Origin of the sequence: Streptomyces sp. NPDC091292, from assembly GCF_044757265.1 — a bacterium.
Classification (GTDB): Bacteria; Actinomycetota; Actinomycetes; order Streptomycetales; family Streptomycetaceae; genus Streptomyces.
Window position 1 is genome coordinate 232,932 of the sequence record NZ_JBIVUQ010000006.1, and the last position, 21,232, is coordinate 254,163.

At 68.3% G+C, this 21,232-nt stretch carries 2 protein-coding genes; both read right to left on the reverse strand.

Translation table 11 applies throughout. The annotated features are described in order from the left end of the window. Positions 1 to 36: 36 nt before the first annotated feature. Positions 37 to 9,867, reverse strand: a complete 9,831-nt coding sequence (locus ACIQNU_RS19490; protein ID WP_401367661.1) for an amino acid adenylation domain-containing protein — start codon at positions 9,865 to 9,867, stop codon at positions 37 to 39. Further along, entirely contained in the window at positions 9,860 to 20,719 is a 10,860-nt protein-coding gene (locus ACIQNU_RS19495) for an amino acid adenylation domain-containing protein (RefSeq protein WP_401367663.1), read from the reverse strand. Before ACIQNU_RS19495 ends, ACIQNU_RS19490 begins: the two co-directional genes overlap by 8 nt. Positions 20,720 to 21,232 lie beyond the last annotated feature (513 nt).

Below are 21,232 nucleotides of genomic sequence, written 5' to 3' on the forward strand. Positions count from 1 at the left end.
CGCTCTTCTCTCCTCGGCCTTCTCTCCTCGCGCGTCTCAGAGCAGGTCGAACAGCTCCGCCGCGTCCAGTTCCTCGCTGTCGCCCTCGTCCACGGTCTGCTCGATGACCTGGGCCAGCGCCTCGATCGTCCGGTTCTGGAACACCGTCGTGAGCATGAGCGAGATGCCCCAGCGGTCCTGGACCTCGGTCGCCATGGAGGCCACGAGGAGCGAGTGGCCGCCGAGGTGGAAGAAGTCGTCGCGGATCCCCACCCGTTCCAGCTCCAGAAGGCGCGCCCACAGCTCCGCGAGGACCGTCTCGGTCTCGGTCCGGGGAGCGACATGGGTCTCGCTTGCCTGTGCCTGCTGGACGATGTCCGTCAGCGCCGGGAGCGCCTTGCGGTCCACCTTGCCGTTGGCGCTGAGGGGAAAGGCGTCCAGCGGTACGAAGTAGCTGGGCACCATGTACTCGGGAAGCCGCTCCAGGAGATGCGCCCGCAACTCGTCCTGGGACGCCTCCCGCCCGGACTCCCAGGTGAGGAAGGCCGTCAGCCGTTTGTCGGCGGACGTGACCTCGTGCACGACGACCAGACACGACGCCACGGCCGGATGCTCGGCGAGCACCGCCTCGATCTCCTCGATCTCGATGCGATAGCCGCGGATCTTGATCTGGTGGTCCTTGCGGCCCGCGTACTCGATGACACCGTCGGCCCGGTACCGGGCCAGGTCACCGGTCGCATAGAGCCGGCCAGGGCCGAAGGGGTCGGCGACGAAACGCTCGGCGGTCAGGTCGGGGCGGGCCAGATAGCCGCGCGCCAGTTGGACGCCGCCGATGTACAGCTCGCCGATGACACCGTCGGGCACCGGCTCCATCGCCTCGTTGAGGATGTACAGCCGGGTGTTGACCACCGGGCGGCCGATGGGGACCGTGGTGGCGCCCGGGTCGTCCCCGCACTCCCAGAAGCTGACGTCGACCGACGCCTCGGTCGGCCCGTACAGATTGTGCAGCCGGGTGCCCGGCAGGGTCCGCCGGAACTGTTCCTGCACCTCCAGTGGCAGCGCCTCACCACTGCACACCACATGCCGGACGCCCCGGCACTGCGCGGCCACCGTCTGCTGCCGCAGCAGGGTCTGCAGCATCGAGGGCACGAAGTGCAGCACGCCGATGCCCTGACGTGCGATCAGCTCGGCGAGATAGGCCGGGTCCCGGTGCCCGTCGGGCCGCGCGACATGCAACTGCGCGCCGGCGATCAGGGGCCAGAAGAACTCCCACACGGACACGTCGAAGCTGTACGGGGTCTTCTGCAGGACACGGTCGTCCTCCGTCAGGCCGTACGCGTCCTGCATCCACAGCAGCCGGTTGCAGATGCCGCGGTGGGACAGCATGGCGCCCTTGGGCCTGCCGGTGGAGCCGGAGGTGTAGATCACGTAGGCCAGGTTGTCCGGGCCCACGGCGGCATCCAGTGTGTCCGGTGTGTTCGGTGTGCCTGTTGCGTTCAGTGGGTCGGGGCTCGCGTCCAGCCAGGAGGTGTCGTCACCGTCGAGTTCGATGAACGGGATGCCCCGGTCGCCCAGGCCGGCGACCGTTTCCCTGGTCCCGGGCTGTACGAGGGCGAACGCGACCTGCGCGTCCTCGGCCATGAAGGCGAGCCGGTCCTGCGGGTAATCGGGGTCCAGGGGCAGATAGGCGCCTCCGGCCTTGAGGACGGCGAGCAGGCCGGTCACCAGGTCGAGTGAGCGGTGCATGCAGACACCGACGCGGGTCTCAGGACCCACCCCGTGGTCGCGGAGGGTCCGCGCCAGCCGGTTGGCACGACGGTCCAGTGCGGCGTAGCTGAGCTGCTGGTCCTCGTAGGACAGGGCGATCCTGTCGGGTGTCCTGCGGACCTGCTCGGCGAAGAGTTCGTGCAGGCACACCGGGCGCAGCGCGCTGTCGTCGCGGGTGGCGTTCCGGGTGTCCATGATGCGTGTGCGGTCCGCGTCCGGGAGCAGCGGGAGCCGGGCCACGGGGGTGTCCGGGGCGTCCAGGGCCGCCCGGAGCAGGGTGCGCAGGTGCTCTCCCATGCCGGCGACGGTGTCCCGCTCGAAGAGGTTGGTGCTGTACTCGAAGATGTACTGCACCTCGCCGCCGCGCCGCTGGATGCTGAGGCCCAGGTCGAACTTGGCGACGCCGATGCCGTCGCCGGTCACGTCATGGATCCAGTCGGGCTCGTCCCGCGACCCCGGCAGATCCTCGAAGAGTTTGTCGAGGCCGGTGAACATCACCTGGAACACGGGACCGTAGCTCAGGCTGCGCTCGGGCTTCAGCTCCTCGACGATCCGGTCGAACGGCACCTCCTGGTGGCTCTGCGCCTCCAGGAGCCGCCGGCGGACCTGCTTCAGCACAGCGGAGAAGTCCGGGTTGCCCGCCAGGTCGACGCACAGCGCGATCGTGTTGACCAGGAACCCGATCATCGGCTCGGTCTCGATCCGGCTGCGGTTGGCGACCGGGATACCGATGACCACCTTGTCCTGGCCGCTGTAGTGCGAGAGCAGCACGGCGAACGCGCTCAGCAGGGTCACGAAGTCCGTGGTCCGGTGCTCACCGCTCACGGTTCTGACGCGCTCGGCGATCTCCGGCGGCAGCGAGCAGGTGAGGTTGGCGCCCTGGTAGTTCTGCACCGCGGGCCGGGGGTGGTCGGTCGGCAGGGAGATCAGCGCGGGCGCGTCCGCCAACTCCTCCTTCCAGTACTGGAGATGGGGCCGCAGCCGGTCCTCGTCGAGCCATTGCTGCTGCCACACCGCGTAGTCGGCGTATTGGACGGCCGGCGGCGGCTCAAGTGTGAAGGAGTCGTCCTCGCCGAGGGAGCCGACCTCGGCGAGTGTGTCGTCCGCTCCGAGTGTGTCGTAGATCCGGAGCAGTTCCTCGTTGAGGATGCGGACCGAGTAGCCGTCGAAGACGGCGTGGTGGGCGCTGAAGGCGAGCAGCGCCTCGGTGTCGGACAGGTGGACGAGGAGGGTGCGGAAGAGGGGTCCCTCGGTGAGGTCGAAGTTCCGCAGCCACAGCTCACGGGTGGCGGCCTTCACCGACTCCGTCCGCCGCTCCGCCGGCTGTCCCGACAGGTCGGCCTCGCGGAGGTCGACGGTCCCGGTCGCCGCGATCTCCTGCCACACGCGCCCGTCCCGCTCACGGAACGTGGTCCGCAGGATCTCGTGGCGCGCGATCAGCGCCGCGAGCGCGCGCCGCAGCCGCGCCGGGTCCACGGCGGTGGGCCGGTGCAGGACCCAGCCGACCGTGTAGAGGGAGCTGTCCGGGTGCAGCCGGTCCATGTACCAGAGCCGCTGCTGGTCGAACGTCGCGGGGATCGGTGCGTCGCGCGGTACGGGGACGAGCGGGACGACGGGGTACGGCTGCTGTGCGCGCAGCAGACCGTCGAGTTCCGTCGCGACCTGGGAGAGGGCGGGCTGCTCGAACAGCACCCGGACGGGCATCTCCACACCGAACGTCTGCTGGATGCGCGCCACCACCTTCACCGCGAGCAGCGAATGCCCGCCCAGGGTGAAGAAGTCGTCGAAGACACCGACGGGGCCCTGGCCCAGGACCTCTTCCCAGATCTCGGCGAGCCGCGCCTCGGTCGCCGTCCTCGGCAGCCCGTTCGCGGCCAGGGCGGGCGTCGCACCCTCCTCGGGCAGGGGAAGTGCCTTGCGGTTCAGCTTGCCGTTGCCGTTGAGCGGCAGTTCGCCGAGGTGCACGAAGGCCGAAGGCACCATGTAGGAGGGCACTTGTTCCCGCAGGTGTGTCCGGAGTACGTCGGTGGCATCCGGAGTGCCGTCGTCACCGCGCAGCACCACATACGCGACCAGGCGTTTGCTCGGGCCGTCCGGCTGGGCGAGCACCGCGCACCGGTCCACGAGCGGATGCTGTTCGAGTACGGCCTCGATCTCGCCCAGCTCGATCCGGAAGCCCCGGATCTTCACCTGGCCGTCGATGCGCTCGATGAACTCGATGTTCCCGTCGGGAAGGTGCCGGACGAGGTCCCCGCTCCGGTAGAGGCGGCTGCCGGGCTCGCCGCCGAACGGGTCCGCGACGAAGGATTCGGCAGTGAGGTCGGGGCGGTTCATATAGCCCCGGGTCACCCCGACACCACCGATGTACAGCTCGCCGGGGACACCGGGCGGTACGGGCTGGAGGTACGGGTCGAGGACGTAGAGCCGCACATTGGTGATCGGACCGCCGAGGTGGATGAGGTCCAGGTGCTCGTCTGTGTGCGTGCCGGTGGCGAAGATCGTGGACTCGGTCGGGCCGTAGACGTTGAAGAAGGTGCGGCCCGGCGCCCAGGTCCTGATGAGGTCCGCCGAGTACGCCTCGCCGCCGACGACCAGGGTGCGCAGGTGCGGCAGCGGGTCGTCCGTGGGCAGGGTGGCCAGGGCGCCCGGAGTGAAGTTCAGGCTCTCGATCGCCCGCTCGGACAGCATGCGCTGGAGGTCGGTGCCGATCATGCGGACGCCGGGGGCGGGTATGTGGAGGGTGCCGCCGGTGACGAGCGGGAGAAGGATCTCCCAGACGGAGAAGTCGAAGCTGGTGGAGGCGACTTGGAGGACGTTCTGCCGTCGGTCGAAGCATGTGTTCCGCCGGATCCACGGCACCACGTGCTGAAGGCACCGGTGGGCGACCATCACCCCCTTCGGCCGGCCCGTCGATCCGGAGGTGTAGATGATGTACGCGAGGTGCTCCGGGGTGAGGTCCGTCGTCGTGGGCGCGGTCCTCGGCTCGGCGGCGACCTCGGACCACTCGGTGTCCAGGCAGAGGGTCTTCAGATCCCCGGCCGGCAGCCCTCGCGGATTCGGCACCTTCGGCAGCAAGTGCGACTGCGTCAGCATCAGGTGCATCCGCGCGTCCTCGACCACGTACGTCATACGGTCGAGGGGGTACCGGGGGTCGATCGGGACGTACGCCCCGCCTGCCTTGAGGATGCCCAGCAGGCCGACGATGCCTTCCAGGGACCGATCGAGACAGAGCCCGACCATGACCTCGGGTCCGACGCCACGACCGCGCAGCCAGTGGGCGAGCTGGTTGGCCCGGCTGTCGAGTTCGGCGTAGGTGAGGTGCTGGTCCTCGTGGACGACCGCGACCGAGTCGGGGGTCTTGCGCGCCTGCTCCTCCATGAGCTGGTGGTAGAACGCGGGCTCGACGGGTGCCGTGGTGTCGACGCTCCACTCGTCCAGCGCCCGCGCGCGTTCGGCGTCCGTGAGGACGGGCACCTGGGCGAGGGACCGCCCCGGATCCGCCACCAGCGCACGGCAGATCTGGCGCAGATGCGCGAGCATCGCCTCCACGGTCGGGGCGTCGAACCGCCGTGTGTCGTAGAGGATGTTGATGCCGATCCGCTTGCCCACGGTGATCGCGGTGTTGATCGGGTAGTGGGTCTGCTCCCGCGACCCCAGCGCCTCCAGGCGCAGCGCGGCGTCGCCGTTCTCGTCCTCCGGGTAGTTCTCGAAGACGAAAAGGCTCTCGAAGAGGGGCGCGCCGGCGGGCAGTCCGCTCGCCCGCTGGACCGTGCCGAGCGGGCTGTACTCGTACTGCCGCATCCGCACGCTCTGCTCCTGGAGTGCGTGCAGCCATGCCAGTACGGGGCTGTCCTCGGGCATGCGCACGCGGAGGGGAAGTGTGTTGATGAAGAGACCGATCATCCGCTCGACGCCCTCCACCTCGGAGGGGCGCCCGGACACCACGGTCCCGAAGACGACGTCGTCCCGGCCGGTGTAGCGGCCGAGCAGGATCGCCCAACAGCCCTGGAGGACGGTGTTGAGGGTGAGCCGGTGCCGCTGGGCCATGTTCTGGAGTTGCGCGGTCTCCGCCTCGGTGAGGAGGGTGTCGGCCCAGGCGTAGGAGGCCGGCTCGGCCGTGGTGGCGTTCGCGGGGTCTTTGCGTGTGCCGAGGTTGAGCGGGGTGGGCTCCTCGAAGCCGTCCAGTGTGTCGCGCCAGTAGGTCTCGGCCTGTTCCAGGTCCTGCGCCTTCAGCCAGGACACATAGTCGCGGTAGGGCCGCGGGGGTGTGTGCTCCAGATGGCGCCCCTGGGTGAGGGCTCCGTACTCCTGGACGGCGTCGTTGAGGATGAGGCTGATGCTCCAGCCGTCCAGGATGCTGTGGTAGGCGCTCCAGACGAGTTCGTATGACTCATCCGCTGTGCGGGCGAGGAGCATGCGCCACTGGGGTGTGTCGTGAGGGGCGAAGCCCTGGGTGCGGTCGTCCTGGAGGTGGGTGTCCAGGAGGTTTCGCTGTTCGGCGGGGGTGTGGGAGCGCCAGTCCTCGTTCTGGAGCGGGACCGGGAGGTCGGCCCAGACCAGTTGAAGAGCTTCGTTCTCCTCGGTCGTCCAGAAGCTGGTCCGCAGGATCGAGTGGCGCCGCATGACCCGCGCCCAGCTCTCCCGGAACGCCTCGACGTCCAGCTCCTGATCGATCCGCAACACGTTCTGGACGTGGTACGTACCCTCGCCGGGTGCGTACTGGCTCTGGAACCACATGCCCTGCTGGACGGGTGTCTGCGGATAGCAGTCCTCCAGCGGGCGGGGGTGGCTGCCGGACTGCCAGGCGGGGAGGGTACGCAGGCGGCCCACGACGTCGTTGATCTGGTCCTGGGTCAGACCGCTCAGGGGGAGGTCGGAGGGGCTGTACCCGATGGTGTCCGGGCGCTTCGCCTCGTCGGCCAGCCGCCGGAGGACATCGAGTGTGTCCTCGGCGACCCGCCGGATCGTCGCCTCCTCATGGACGGCACCGCCGTACGTCCACTCCATGTGGAGTTCGCCGTCCTGGACGTGACTGACGATGTCGATGAGGTACGGGCGTGTGTTGGCGGGGTCCCAGTCGGCACCGGCGCTGCCGGAGGACGCGGCGAAACTGCCGGAGAGGGAGCCGTCGAACTGGCCCAGGTAGTTGAAGCTGACCTGGGCGGAGTGGCTTGGCGATGGGCCGGTGGTGATATCGGTGCTGGTGCCGGTGCCGGTGGTGGTCCTGGTTTGGGGGTTGTGGGCGAGGAGGCCGTATCCGATGCCGTCCCGGGGGCGCGCCCGCAGCAGCTCCTTGACCTGCTTGAGGCCGTCCGCCAGACCTTCGGGCGACGGAACCGGCAGCCGCAGCGGGGAGATCGTGGTGAACCAACCCGTCGTGCGGGACACATCCACGTCGTCGAAAAGGTCCACACGACCATGGCCCTCGACATCGACCCGCACATGACTGTCGCCCGTCCACGCGCCGAGCGCCGACGCGACACCCGTCAGCAGGACGTCATTGATACGAGTGTGGAAAGCCGCCGGAACATCCCGCAGCAACCCACGTGTCTCCTCCGCCCCTAGCACGGCGCGGTGGACACGGCTGGCCCTCACGGTGTTGTCGCCATGCGGGCTGTCACCCGAGGCGTCCAGGGGCAGGGCCAGAACCGGGGCTCCGGCCTGCTCACTCCAGTACGCCTCTTCGCTCGCGGTCGTAGCGCCGCGTGCTTCCTCGTCCAGCCGAGCGGCCCACTGCTGCCAGGAACTCGACTTGGCCGGCAGCACCAACTCCCGCCGCTGTTGGGCCTGTTCGGCCAGCGTGCCCAGGTCTTCCAGAAGGATCCGCCACGACACCACATCGACCACGAGGTGATGCGCCACCAACAGGAGGCGGTCCTTGTCGCCGCCCAGCCCGGTGAACAGCACCGCCCTGAACAACGACCCCTCCGCCAGACTCAAACTCCGCTGCGTCCGCTCAGCAACCTCCAGCAACCGCGCCTCACGCTCACCCGGCGCATGCGACGACAGGTCACACACCTGCCACGGCAGCGTCTCCGGCATACCGCAGAGTTCCGCGCGCCACTCGGCACCCTCATCCCGCAGGAACCGCGCCCGCAGACCGTCATGCTGCTCCAGCAACCGACCCACCACCCCCTCCCACAACCCCGACCCCAACCCCGCAGCCACCTCCACCACCACCGACTGATTGAAGTGATCCACCCGCACCAACCCCTGTGCGAAGAACCACCGCTGAATAGGCGTCAACACCACCGGCCCCGTCACCAACCCCTGCTCCGCCACCACCCGCGCCACATCCCGCCGCTCCACCACCCCCGCCAACTCACCAATCGACTGACACTCGAAAAGCTGCTTCACCGTGAAATACAAACCCACCTGCTTCGCCCGGAAAATCACCTGAAGACTCAAAATCGAATCCCCACCCAAAGCGAAGAAGTTGTCCCGCACACCCACCGGACCATCCACACCCAACACCGCACCCCAAATACGCGCCAACTCCACCTCCACCTCCGAACGCGGCGCCACAAACTCACCCTCACCCACCGCCGCAAAACCCTCCCACGGCAACCCCGCCAAAGCCCGCCGATCCACCTTCCCATTCGGACTCAACGGCAACACATCCAACGGCACAAAAACACCCGGCACCATATACACCGGCAACCGCTCCCCCACAAACGCCTGCAACACCTCCCCCGCCACCACCCCACGACACACCACAAACGCCACCAACCGCTTCCGCCCACCCACCTCATGCACCAACACCGCCGCACCCCGCACCAACGGATGGGACATCAACACCGACTCCACCTCCCCCAACTCCACCCGAAAACCACGAATCTTCACCTGATCATCGACCCGCCCCAACACCTCCACATTCCCATCCGGCAACAACCGCGCCAAATCCCCCGACCGATACAAACGACTCCCCCCACCACCAAACGGATTCGCCACAAACACCTCAGCAGTCAAATCCGAACGCCCCACATAACCCCGAGCCAACCCCACCCCACCAATGAACAACTCACCCGCAACACCAACCGGCTGGAGTTGGAGGCGTGAATCGAGCACGTACAGTTGCGATCCGCCGATCGGGCGGCCGATGTGGACGCGTTCCAGTTCGGGCCCGTATCGGGCGACGCTCACGGCGATGGTGGCTTCCGAGGGGCCGTAGCCGTTGAAGAACATGCGGCCGGGGGACCAGACACGGACGAGGTCGAGGGGGCATGCCTCACCGCCGACGGAGACGCAGCGCAGGTGCGGCAGGGATTCCTCGGGGAGGGTGGACAGTGCGGCCGGCGTCAGGTTGATGCTCGCGACGGCCTGCTCGATGAGTAGGTCGGCGAGATCGGTGCCGATCATTTTGAGGTCCGCGGGCGGCAGTACCAGCGTGCTGCCGGACAGGAGCGCCGCAGAGAATTCCCAGACAGAGATGTCGAAGTTCAGGGATGTGCCCTGAAGGATGCGCTGAGGAGTGTCCAGGCCGTAGTTCTCGTGCTGCCACCGGGCGATGGCGCGGAAGCCGCGGTGGGAGATCTGGACGCCCTTCGGCCGACCTGTCGAACCGGACGTGTAGATGACGTAGGCCAGGTCGTCGCAGGTGCCGTCCGACTCCGGAGCCGTGTCGGGCCACCGGTCCAGCTCGGACCAGACGTCCTCCACGGCCAGCACCACCGCATCCGTCTCCGGCAGCGCCCGGACCGCCGAACGCTCACCCAGGACGACCGTCAGCCCCGCGTCCGACGCCATGTACGCCAACCGGTCCGCCGGATACTCCGGATCCAGCGGTACGTACGCCCCGCCCGCCTTCAGAATCGCGAGCAGGCCGACGACCATCTCCAGGGAACGTGACACGCATAGACCGACCAGACACTCGCGCCCCACACCACGGTCCCGCAGCACATGGGCGAGCCGGTTCGACAGACGGTCCAGACCCGCGTAACTCAGCTGGGCGTCACCGAATGCCACCGCGACGCGGTCGGGACAGCGATGAACCTGCCCGGCGAACAGCTCGTGAAAGGGCGCCGGCTGGTCCGCCTGCTGCTTGATCTGCTGGAGTCGAAGGCGCAGGAGCGCTTGCTGCTCCGGGGTCAGGTTCTCAAGCTGAGGAAGCAGTTCACTCATGGTTCTCACTCGTCTCGATAGCCGGTGACGCACTCGGATCGACAGCCGGTGACGCACTCAGAATCTGGTCCTGGAGATCGCTGGGCGACATGCCCTGAACTTCCGCGACGAGTCGCGCCAGCAGCTCGCGCTCTTCCGCGGTCCTGGCCCCGGCCGCGAAGGCCGACAGGTCGAACTCACCTGCTTCCGACGCCTGTTGAGGCGCGGGATCGCTCTGCCGGAGGATCTGCTGACGCTCCTCCTGGGTGAGGACGGTGATGTCGCTCAGCCGTGTCTCCGGCTCCCGGGCGAGCTGGGAACAGACGCTGCGAAGATGACCGAGCATGCGCTCGACCGCATCCTTCTCGAAGCGTGCGGTGTCGTACTGCACCGTGATCTGGAGGTGTCGGTCCGGAACGGTGGCCACGATGCCGAGGGGATAGTTGATCCGCTCCTCGGAACGGGTCAGGTCGAAGCGCAGCGCGGCGGAGTCGTCCTTCTCCACGGGGTAGTTCTCGAAGACGAAGAGGCTTTCGAAGAGGGGCGCGCCGGCGGGCAGTCCGCTCGCCTGCTGGACCGTGCCGAGCGGGCTGTATTCGTACTGCCGCATCTGCACGTTCTGCTCCTGGAGCGCGTGCAGCCAGGTGAGGGCGGAGCTGTCATCGGGCATCCTCACGCGGAGGGGAAGTGTGTTGATGAAGAGGCCGACCGTGCCCTCGATGCCCTCGACCTCGGAGGGGCGCCCGGACACCACGGTCCCGAAGACGACGTCGTCGCTGCCGGTGTAACGGGCGACCAGCAGAGCCCAGCAGCCCTGAAGGACGGTGTTCAGCGTCAAGTGGTGGGTGTGGGCCAGTTGGTGCAACCGTTCGGTGTCCTCGTCGCTGAAGAGGACACTGAACTCCGCCTGACCGCCACCACCCAGCCCACCGGGTTCACCAAGTCCACCGAGCCCACCGACCGGAACGGCCCCGGCGGAGGTGTGCCGCTCGATGCTCAGAGGGGTGGCCTGCTCGACACCCTTCAACGTGTCGCGCCAGTAGTCCTCGGCCTGTTCGAGATCCTGCGCCTTCAGCCAGGACACATAGTCGCGGTAGGGCCGGGTCGGCGTCTGCTCCAGGTGCCGACCCTGGATGAGGGCTCCGTACTCGCGCACGGCGTCGTTGAGGATCAGGCTGATGCTCCAGCCGTCCAGGACGCTGTGGTGCGCGCTCCATACGAGTTGGTGCCGGTCGTCGGCGGTGCGGGCGAGGAGCATGCGCCACTGGGGTGTGTCGTGGGGGGCGAAGCCCCGGGTGCGGTCCTCCTGGAGATACGTCTCCAATCGGCTCCGCTGTTCCGTCGCGGTGTGTGAGCGCCAGTCCTCCGTCCGGAGCGGGAGCGGAAGGTCGGCCCAGACCAGTTGAAGGGCTTCGTTCTCCTCAGTCGTCCAGAATCCGGTCCGCAGGATCGAGTGGCGCCGCATGACCCGCGCCCAGCTCTCCCGGAACGCCTCGGCGTCCAGCTCCTGATCGATCCCGAGGATCAGTTGTACGTGGTAGATGCCCTCGCCCTGCGCGAACTCGCTCTGGAACCAGAGGCCCTGTTGGACTGGAGTCTGGGGGTAGCAGTCCTCCAGGGGGCGCGGGAGGGTGGTCGACTGCCAGGCGGGAAGCGCACGGAGCCGGCCGATGACGTCGTTGATCTGTTCCTGCGTCAGACCGCTCAGCGGCAGGTCGGAGGGGCTGTACCCGATGGTGTCCGGGCGCTTCGCCTCGTCGGCCAGCCGCCGGAGCACGTCGAGCGTGGCTTCCGCGACCCGCCGGATCGTCGCCTCCTCATGTGCTGCGCCGCTGTACGTCCACTCCATGTGGAGTTCGCCGTCCTGGACATGGCTGATCACATCGAGGAGGTACGGGCGCCGGGTGCCGGGATCCCAGTCGGGCCCGGCCCGGCCCGACGAGGCGGCGAAACTGCCGGAGAGGGAGCCATCGAACTGGCCCAGGTAGTTGAAGCTGACCTGCGCGGACCGGCCTGGCGAAGTGCCCGTACCCATGTCAATGCCGGAGGTAGCTTCGGGTCCGCCATAGGCCAAGAGGCCGTACCCGATCCCCTCCCGAGGCCGTGCCCGCAGCAGCTCCTTGACCTGCTTCAACCCGTCCGCCAGACCCTCGGGCGACGGAACCGGCAGTCGCAGCGGGGAGATCGTGGTGAACCAACCCGTCGTGCGGGACACATCCACGTCGTCGAAAAGGTCCACACGACCATGGCCCTCGACATCGACGCGGACATGGCCGTCGCCCGTCCACGCACCCAGCGCCGACGCGACACCCGTCAGCAGGACGTCATTGATACGGGTGTGGAAGGCCGCCGGAACATCCCGCAGCAACCCACGTGTCTCCTCGGCTCCGAGGGCAACCCGCAGGACACGGCTTTCACCCATCGTGTTGTCGTCACCCGTACCGTCCAGCGGCAGCGCGCGAGCCGGTGCTCCGGCCTGCTCGCTCCAGTAAGCGAGTTCGTCCGCCGTCGCAGTACTCCGTGCCTCCTCGTCCAGCCGAGCGGCCCACTGCTGCCAGGAACTCGACTTGGCCGGCAACGCCAACTCCCGCCCCTGCTCGGCCTGTTCGGCCAGCGTGCCAAGGTCTTCCAGGAGGATCCGCCACGACACCACGTCGACCACCAGGTGATGCGCCACCAACAGCAGACGGTCCTTCTCACCGCCCAACCCGGTGAACAGCACCGCCCTGAACAACAACCCCTCCGCCAGACTCAAACTCCGCTGCGTCCGCTCAGCAACCTCCAGCAGCCGTCCCTCACGCTCACACGGCGCGCACGACGACAGGTCGCACACCTCCCACGGCAGCGTCTCCGGCATACCGGCCAGCTCAGCCCGCCACTCGCCCGAGGACTCCCGCAGGAACCGCGCCCGCAGACCGTCATGCTGCTCCAGCAACCGACCCACCACCCCCTCCCACAACCCCGACCCCAACCCCGCAGCCACCTCCACCACCACCGACTGATTGAAGTGATCCACCCGCACCAACCCCTGCGCGAAGAACCACCGCTGAACAGGCGTCAACACCACCCGACCCGTCACCAACCCCTGCTCCGCCACCACCCGCGCCACATCACGCCGCTCCACCACCCCCGCCAACTCACCAATCGACTGACACTCGAAAAGCTGCTTCACCGTGAAATACAAACCCACCTGCTTCGCCCGGAAAATCACCTGAAGACTCAAAATCGAATCCCCACCCAAAGCAAAGAAGTTATCCCGCACACCCACCGGACGATCGACCCCGAGCACCGCACCCCAAATACGCGCCAACTCCACCTCCACCTCCGAACGCGGCGCCACAAACTCACCCTCACCCACCGCCGCAAAACCCTCCCACGGCAACCCCGCCAAAACCCGCCGATCCACCTTCCCATTCGGACTCAACGGCAACACATCCAACGGCACAAAAACACCCGGCACCATATACACCGGCAACCGCTCCCCCACAAACGCCTGCAACACCTCCCCCGCCACCACCCCACGACACACCACAAACGCCACCAACCGCTTCCGCCCACCCACCTCATGCACCAACACCGCCGCACCCCGCACCAACGGATGCGACATCAACACCGACTCCACCTCCCCCAACTCCACCCGAAAACCACGAATCTTCACCTGATCATCGACCCGCCCCAACACCTCCACATTCCCATCCGGCAACAACCGCGCCAAATCCCCCGACCGATACAAACGACTCCCCCCACCACCAAACGGATTCGCCACAAACACCTCAGCCGTCAAATCCGAACGCCCCACATAACCCCGCGCCAACCCCACCCCACCAATGAACAACTCACCCGCAACACCCACCGGGACGGGCTGCATATGTCCGTCGAGGACGAATACCTGCATGTTGTCCAGGGGCCGGCCGATCGGTATCACGGCCGGCAGTTCCGCGTCGGGCTCGATGCGGTAGCTGGTGGCGAAGGTCGTGGTCTCGGTCGGCCCGTAGCCGTCCACGACGACCAACCCGGGGCAGGCCGCGCGTACCTGTCGGACCGCCTCGGCGCGCACCGCGTCCCCGCCGGTCCACACCTCGCCCAGGCCGGCGAAGCACCCCGGGTCCTCCTCGGCGAAGAGATGGAACAGGGCCGCCGTCAGCCACACCGCCGAGACTCCGTGGGCCGCCACGCTCTCCCGTAGCACCCCGGGGGTCACCGACCCCTGCGGGGCGATCACCACGTGGCCCCCGGAGAGGAGCGGCGCCCAGAGTTCGTAGGTGGACGCGTCGAACGCCTGCGGGGAGTGCAGCAGCACGCGCTCGTGGCCCTGGGCGAAGCGGCTGTCCAGCGCCAGTGCCGCGACATCGGCCAGGGTCACGGCCACGCCCTTCGGCCGGCCCGTCGAACCCGAGGTGTACATCACGTACGCGAGGTCGTCACCGGTCCCGTCCGACTCCGGAGCCGTGTCGGGCCACCGGTCCAGCTCGGACCAGACGTCCTCCACCGCCAGCACCACCGCACCGGTCTCCGGCAGCCCCTCGACCGCCGAACGCTCACCCAGGACGACCCGCAGCCCGGCATCCGACGCCATGAACGCCAGCCGCTCGGCCGGATACTCCGGATCCAGCGGTACGTACGCCCCACCCGCCTTCAGAATCGCCAGCACGGCGGCGACCATCTCCAGGGAGCGCGGCACGGACAGGCCGACCGGACACTCCCGCCCCACACCACGGTCCCGCAGCACATGGGCGAGCCGGTTCGACAGACGGTCCAGACCCGCATAGGTCAGCTCCGATTCGCCGAAGGTGACGGCCACGTGGTCGGGGTTCCGGCGTACCTGTTCCCGGAACAGCTCGGTCGGCAGGGCCGGTTCGAGTGTCGTCTCGTCGCGGGTCCCGAAACCTGTCGCGACGAGGTGGGCGCGCTCGGTCTCGTCGACCATCGGCAGGTCCTGGACGCGCTGTCCCGGTGCCGCGAGCGCGGAGCGCACCAGCATGTCGAAGTGGTCGGCCATGCGCTCGACCGTCCGCGCCCGAAACAGGTCGGTGCTGTACTCGAATCCGTAGTGCAGGCCCTCCGGGGCGGCCTGGATCATGAGGGTGAGGTCGAAGCGCGAGACGCCGACGCTCATGCCCTCCGCGATGAGGCTGTGCATCCACGGCCTGGCCTGGACGAGCGCGGACGCGTGGTCCAGGAGGGGCAGGCTCTCGTCGGCGAACATGGCCTGGAACACGGGGTTGTGGCCGAGGCTGCGGGTCGGCCGCAGCGCGTCGACCAGCCGCTCGAAGGGGACCTCCTGGTGGCTCTGGGCGTCGAAGAGTTGCTTGCGGACCTGGAGCAGCACGTCCTCGAAGGTGGGGTTGGACCGCAGATCGACCTGGACGGCGACCGTGTTGACCAGGAACCCGATCATGGATTCCAGTTCGACACGGTTGCGGTTGGCGATCGGCACACCGATCACGACGACGTCCTGTCCGCTGTAGCGCGAGAGGAAAACGGCGTAACCGCTGAGCATGGTGATGTAGTTCGTCACCTGGTACTCGCGGCTCACCTGGACGAGCTGCCGGGTGTCGTCGGGTGTCAGTTGCCGCCGCAGGAAGTCGCCCTTGAGGCTCTGCTCGTCCGGGCGCGGGAAGTCGGTGGGGAGGGTGAGGAGTTCCGGTGCGCCGGAGAGCCGCTGCGTCCAGTAGTCCAACTGGTAGCGGAGACTGTCCTCCTCAAGCCAGCTCTGCTGCCAGACGGCGTAGTCGGCGTACTGGATCTCCAGGTCGGGCAGCGGGCAGCGCTCGCCGTCGGCCAGGGCCCGGCAGATCTCCAGGTACTCCTGGCCGAAGAGACCGATCGAGTAGCCGTCGAACACGAGGTGATGCGCGCTCAGCGCGAGGACCTGCTCGGCCCCCGACCACTGGACGAGCCGGGCCCGCAGCAGGGGGCCCGCGACGAGGTCGAAGGGCTGGTCCCACCACTGCCGGATCTCGTCCTGCGCCTGCTGCTCGCTCTGCGCCTCGGGGAGCCCGGAGAGATCGACCATCGACATGTCGACCTGTCGTGGTTCGCCGACGACCTGGAAGACCTGCCCGTCCTCCTCGCGGAAGGTGGTGCGCAGCGTCTCGTGGCGGCGCACCATCTCGCCGAGCGCGTCCTGAACCACCGTGGTCGGGACGGAGGTCGGGAGGGGGATGAGCCAGTTGACGGTGTAGGACGTGTTTCCGGGGCTGAGCCGGTCGATGAACCAGAGGCGTTGCTGGTCGAAGGTGGCCGGCAACGGGCCGCCCCGGGGAGCGGGGGTGAGGGGGCGCGCCTGCGGCTGGAGTTCTTCCTGGCGGCGCTGCACCTCGCGCGCGACCTCGGCGATCGTCGGCAGGTCGAAGAACAGGCGGACCGGCACCTCAAGCGAGAACACCTGGCGGATCCGGGCGACGAGTTGCACGGCGAGGAGCGAGTGTCCGCCCAGCTCGAAGAAGTTGTCGAAGACACCGATGGGCGCGCGGGACAGGATCTGTTCCCACATCGAGACGAGCAGCGCCTCGGTGGTGTTGCGGGCGGGTACGCGGGGCGCCGACGACGTGGACTCGGTGGTCTGCGGCAGCAGCGCGCGGCGGTCGAGCTTGCCGCTGGAGGTGACGGGCAGGGCATCGAGCGCCACCAGGTCGGACGGCACCATGTAGGCGGGCAGGCGCTCCGCGAGGTAGGTGTGGAGCTGGGGCAGCAGGAGGTGTTGGATCTCCGCCTTGAGAGGTTGATTGGCGTAGTCCGACCAGGCGGGCGTCTCGTGCTCGGGCCCGGCCTCTTGTGTGTGCTCCTGGTCGGGCAGGCGGATGAACTCCTCGTCGTCCGGGCGGAGTTCGAGCCCGGCGCGGGTCAGCAGCACCCCGTAGTGACCGTCTGCGCCGTGGCGGCTCCAGTCGAGGGTGGCCCGGTAACCGGCCTGCTCGGCGAGGTCCCGTACGTCCTCGGGGTCGATGCCCCGCGCCCTCCGGTCCAGGGCGCGCCACGCCTCGACCGTCTCCACCCCGGAGGCGCCCTTCAGCCAGCGGAGGGTGCGGACGGCGTCCTCGACGCGCGCGTTGGGGAGGTCGCGGAGCCGGAGCCGGTCGGGGCGCTCCCCGGTGAGCAGGTCGCGCAGCTTCGCCGGGGTGAGCCGTTCGGCGGTCCAGTCCAGCTCGGGAGTGTGCGGCGCCGGGTGGTCGGCGGCCGGTGCGGGGCGTCCGACGTGCAGCACCACCTGGTAGCGGAACATCGACATCTCGTTGAGGTGCCGGCCGCCCTTGGGCCGGATCTCGACCCGGGAGACCCGTCCGGTACGGGCGGCCCATTCGCGGAAGAACGCCGGGTCGAGGGTCAGCTCTTCTTCCTGCCGCACACTCTGCTGGACCCGCTGCCAGAGCTGCTGCCGACCCATGGCCCCGGGAGCGCGGTCCGCCTCGACGTCGGCGTGGAAGGCGTCGAGCAGCGGGAAGCTCCGTACGTCCCCGACGATGATCCGTCCGCCGTCGGCGACCTGGCACACGGCGCCTTCGAGGACGCGGAGCAGATAGTTGATGTCGGGGAAGTACTGGACGACCGAGTTGACGACGACCGTGTCGACGGGCTGGTGGTCGAGCCCGTCGAAGGCGTCGGCCGCTTCCCTCTGGTGCAGGACGACCGTGTCGCGCAGCTCCGCGTGGGCGTCGAGGCGGTCCCGGACGGCCTCAAGTGCCGATGCGGAGAAGTCCGTTCCGTAGTAGCGGCGGCAGGCGGCGGCGAGCGGGAAGAGCAGCAGGCCGGTACCGCAGCCGATCTCCAGGATCGTGCGCGGCTCATAGCCGTGGATCAGCCGTACGGTGTCCTCCTGCCAGGCCCGCATCTCGTCGAGCGGGATGGGCAGGCCGGTGTAGCTGCTGTTCCAGCCGGAGAAGTCGTTGCCGTCCTCGGAGCCCCGCGCGGCCGTCGGGTCGAACGCGTCGTACACCTCGCGCCAGCGGTCGATGCGCTTGCCCGCCAGGGAGTCCCCGTCGGACTGCACCGCCGAGCGGGCGCGCTGCGGGTGCAGGACCACATGCGAGACGAGGGTCCGGTCGCCGGTCCTGTCCTCGCGGACGATCGTCGCCGCGTCCTGGACGGCGGGGTGCTCGCTCAGGATGCTGTCGATCTCGCCGAGTTCGATGCGGTAGCCGCGGATCTTGACCTGGGAGTCGGTGCGTCCCAGGAACTCCAGGTTCCCGTCCGGCCGCCAGCGCGCCATGTCGCCGGTCTTGTAGATGCGTTCGCCGGGGGTCGCGGTGAAGGGCGAGGGGAGGTATTTGCCCGCGGTCAGCTCGGGTTCGTTCGCGTAGCCGGAGCTGAGGCAGAGGCCGCCGATGTAGAGGTCGCCCGGCACGTCGATCGGGCACGGGCGCAGGCTTTCGTCGAGGACGTAGTAGCGGGCGTTCTGGATGGGCTTTCCGTACGGGATGCTCGTCCAGGCCGGGTCCACCGTCCCGATGGGGAAGAAGTTGGACCACACGGTCGCCTCGGTCGCACCCCCCAGGCCGACGACCTCGACCTCGGGGAACGCCGCCCTCATCACATCCGGCGAGTGGACCGGGATCCAGTCCCCGCTCATGAAGATCAGACGCAGCGAACGGGAGACGGTCTCGTACGTGCCGTCGCCGCCCGTGGGCAGGAAGGGTACGAGCTGCATCAGCGCGGCGGGCGCCGAGTCCCAGAAGGTGATGGGTTCGTCCGCGAGATGGCGCAGCAGGTTGGCGGGTTCCTGGATGTCCTCGCCGGTGGCCACGCGGATCGAGCCGCCGGCGGCCAGGATGCCGAACACGTCGTACACGGACAGGTCGAAGGTGAGCGCGGTGACGAAGAGGACGCGGTCGTCGGCGCCCACCGAGAAGGTGTTGTTCACCCACTCGATCAGGTTCACCGCGGGGAAGTGCGCGACCTCGACACCCTTGGGCGTGCCGGTGGAGCCGGACGTGAAGATGATGTACGCGGGGTCCTCGGGGGTGCCTCGGAGGGGGAGGTTGTACCGGGGCATCGTCGCGAGGTCGGCGGGGGTGTGGACGGTGTACGGGGCGTCGGTGGCGGTTTCCGGACCGGTGGGGGTCGCGGTGGTGTCCGTCGGGTCCAGGCACACGAGGTGGGCGAGGTGCGGCAGCGGGTCCGTGGACAGGACCCGGGGTACGAGGGCCTGCTGAGTGAGGACGCAGGTCACCTTGAGGGAGTCGAGGATCCAGTGCCGGCGTTTGGCGGGGGCGTTGACGTCCAGCGGGATGTAGGTGGCGCCGGCCTTCAGGATGCCCAGGAGCGCGGGGATCATCTCCGCTGAGCGCTCCATCAGGATCGCGATCTGGTCCCCGCGGCCGAGCCCGATGCCCGTGAGACGGTGGGCCACTTGGTTGGCCCGCTCGTTGACCTCGCGGTAGGTCCAGCGCTCGTCCTGGAAGAGCAGGGCCAGGGCGTCGGGGGCTTCCGCGACGCGCTGCTCGAAGAGTTGGTGGATGCAGAGGTCGCGTGAGTACGGGGTGTCGGTGTCGTTCCACTCCTGGACGAGCTGCGTGAACTCCGCGGGCCTCAGCAGGCTCAACTCCCCCAGCGGGGCGTGGGGTTCGCGGGCCAGTTCGGTGACGGTCCTGCGGAGGTGGCCCGCCATGCGCTCGACCGTGTGGGCTTCGAAGCGGCGGGTGTCGTAGTGAAGGGTGAGCGTGAGGCGTTCGCCCGGGGTGACGACGACGCTGAGCGGGTAGGCGGCGTGGGTCTCTTCCCCTGTCCGGACCATGTGGAGGGAGTTGGCCGGGGAATCGTCGTCCTCGTCCTCGACCTCGTCCCCGGCCTCGTCCTCGACCAGCACGACGCTCTGGAAGAGGGAGTCACCGGAGCTGATGCCGCTCCACCGCTGGACCTGGAGCAGCGGGCTGTATTCGTGCTCCTGGATCCGCGCGTACCGCTGTTGCAGGTCGCGCAGCCAGTCCGCCCGGCCCATCGCGGCGGGTACGGGGACGCGCAGGGGAAGGGTGGTGATGAGGAGCCCCACCATGTCCTCGATACCGGGAAGTTCGGCGGACCGGCCCGGCGTGGTGACCCCCATGACGATCTCGTCGGCGTTCTTGTAGCGGCTCAGGAGGAAGGCCCAGGCGCCCTGGACCAGGGTGGCGAGCGTCAGGTCGTGCCGGTCGCCGGTGGCCCGTAGCGCGGCGGTCTCCTGGTCGTCCAGGACGACGGACAGTTGCTGGTACGCGACGGTCGCGGCGTCTGCTTCTGTGTCCGCCTCCTCGTCGGCGGGGATTTTGCGTTCGACGGGAAGGGGTGCGTCAGGGGCGACCGCGTCCAGTTCCGCGCGCCAGAAAGCCTCGGCCCGGTCGTCGTGCGGATGTCCCTGACCCAGCCAGTCGATGTAGGTGCGGAAAGGCGCGACCGCCGGCAGATTCAATGGCTGACCCGAGGTCAGACTCGTATAGATCTGCTCGACTTCGCGCAGGACCTTCGCCTGGCTGCGGCCGTCCATCAGGATGTAGTGGCGGCTCCAGAGAATCCGGTACCGCTCCTCCTCCAGACGGGCGATGTGGAGGCGCCACAAAGGCGCGTCGTCCACGGTGAAGCCCCGTGCGCGGTCGTCTTCGAGGAGAATCCGGTGCCGCTCGGACCGCTGGGCCTCGTCCAGGGTCCGCCAGTCCTCGTCCACGACGGGGACGTCCACGCCTTCCCAGGCCGTCTGGACGGGCACCTCACCTGGGGAACCCGTCTGGTCCGGGAAGCTCGTGCGCAGCGCCGCGTGCCTCCGCGTGACCTGCTCCCAACTCCGGCGGAATGCGTCGACATCGAGTTCCCGCGCGACCTCAAGAACCACCTGTGTGTGGTAGAACCCGACCCTTTCCCCATGCCGAGCCTGGAACAGAATGCCCTGTTGCGCGGGTGACATCGGGTAGGAAACCTCGACCCTCCCGTCCTCCGAGAAGGCAGGGAGGTCTTCTGCTGAGTCACGAGAAATACTCAAGGCCGCAATCCCCTGAAGTCATGAACAATGATGTGCGTTTCCGGCGCAGCCCAAAGGGAACGAACGCCCGCCGAACGGGGGGTTGTATTCCCTTTGTCCGGTGACAGTCGCGGGCGACTGTTCCGGAGCCGTGCACGTGGGCGTGGTCGATCAGTTCGGACCGAATCGAACCGGGCGAATACCTCGTCAGCCGCCGATGGGAGCCAGTCGGCGGACGTACCGCGTCTCCCGGGTCACAGCACCCCTCGTGGAAGGCTCTGACCTGGGCGGAGCGGTCGCATGGAGGCCGGCAGGAACGGTGGGGACACGATGGCGTACAAGGCCATGGCACACGGCTTCGACTTCGACCCGACTTCGCATATCAAGTCCCCCGGACAAGAACAGCTGAATCTGCACCTCGCAACGAGCGGGTATCTCTTGCGTACCCCTCTGATCGGG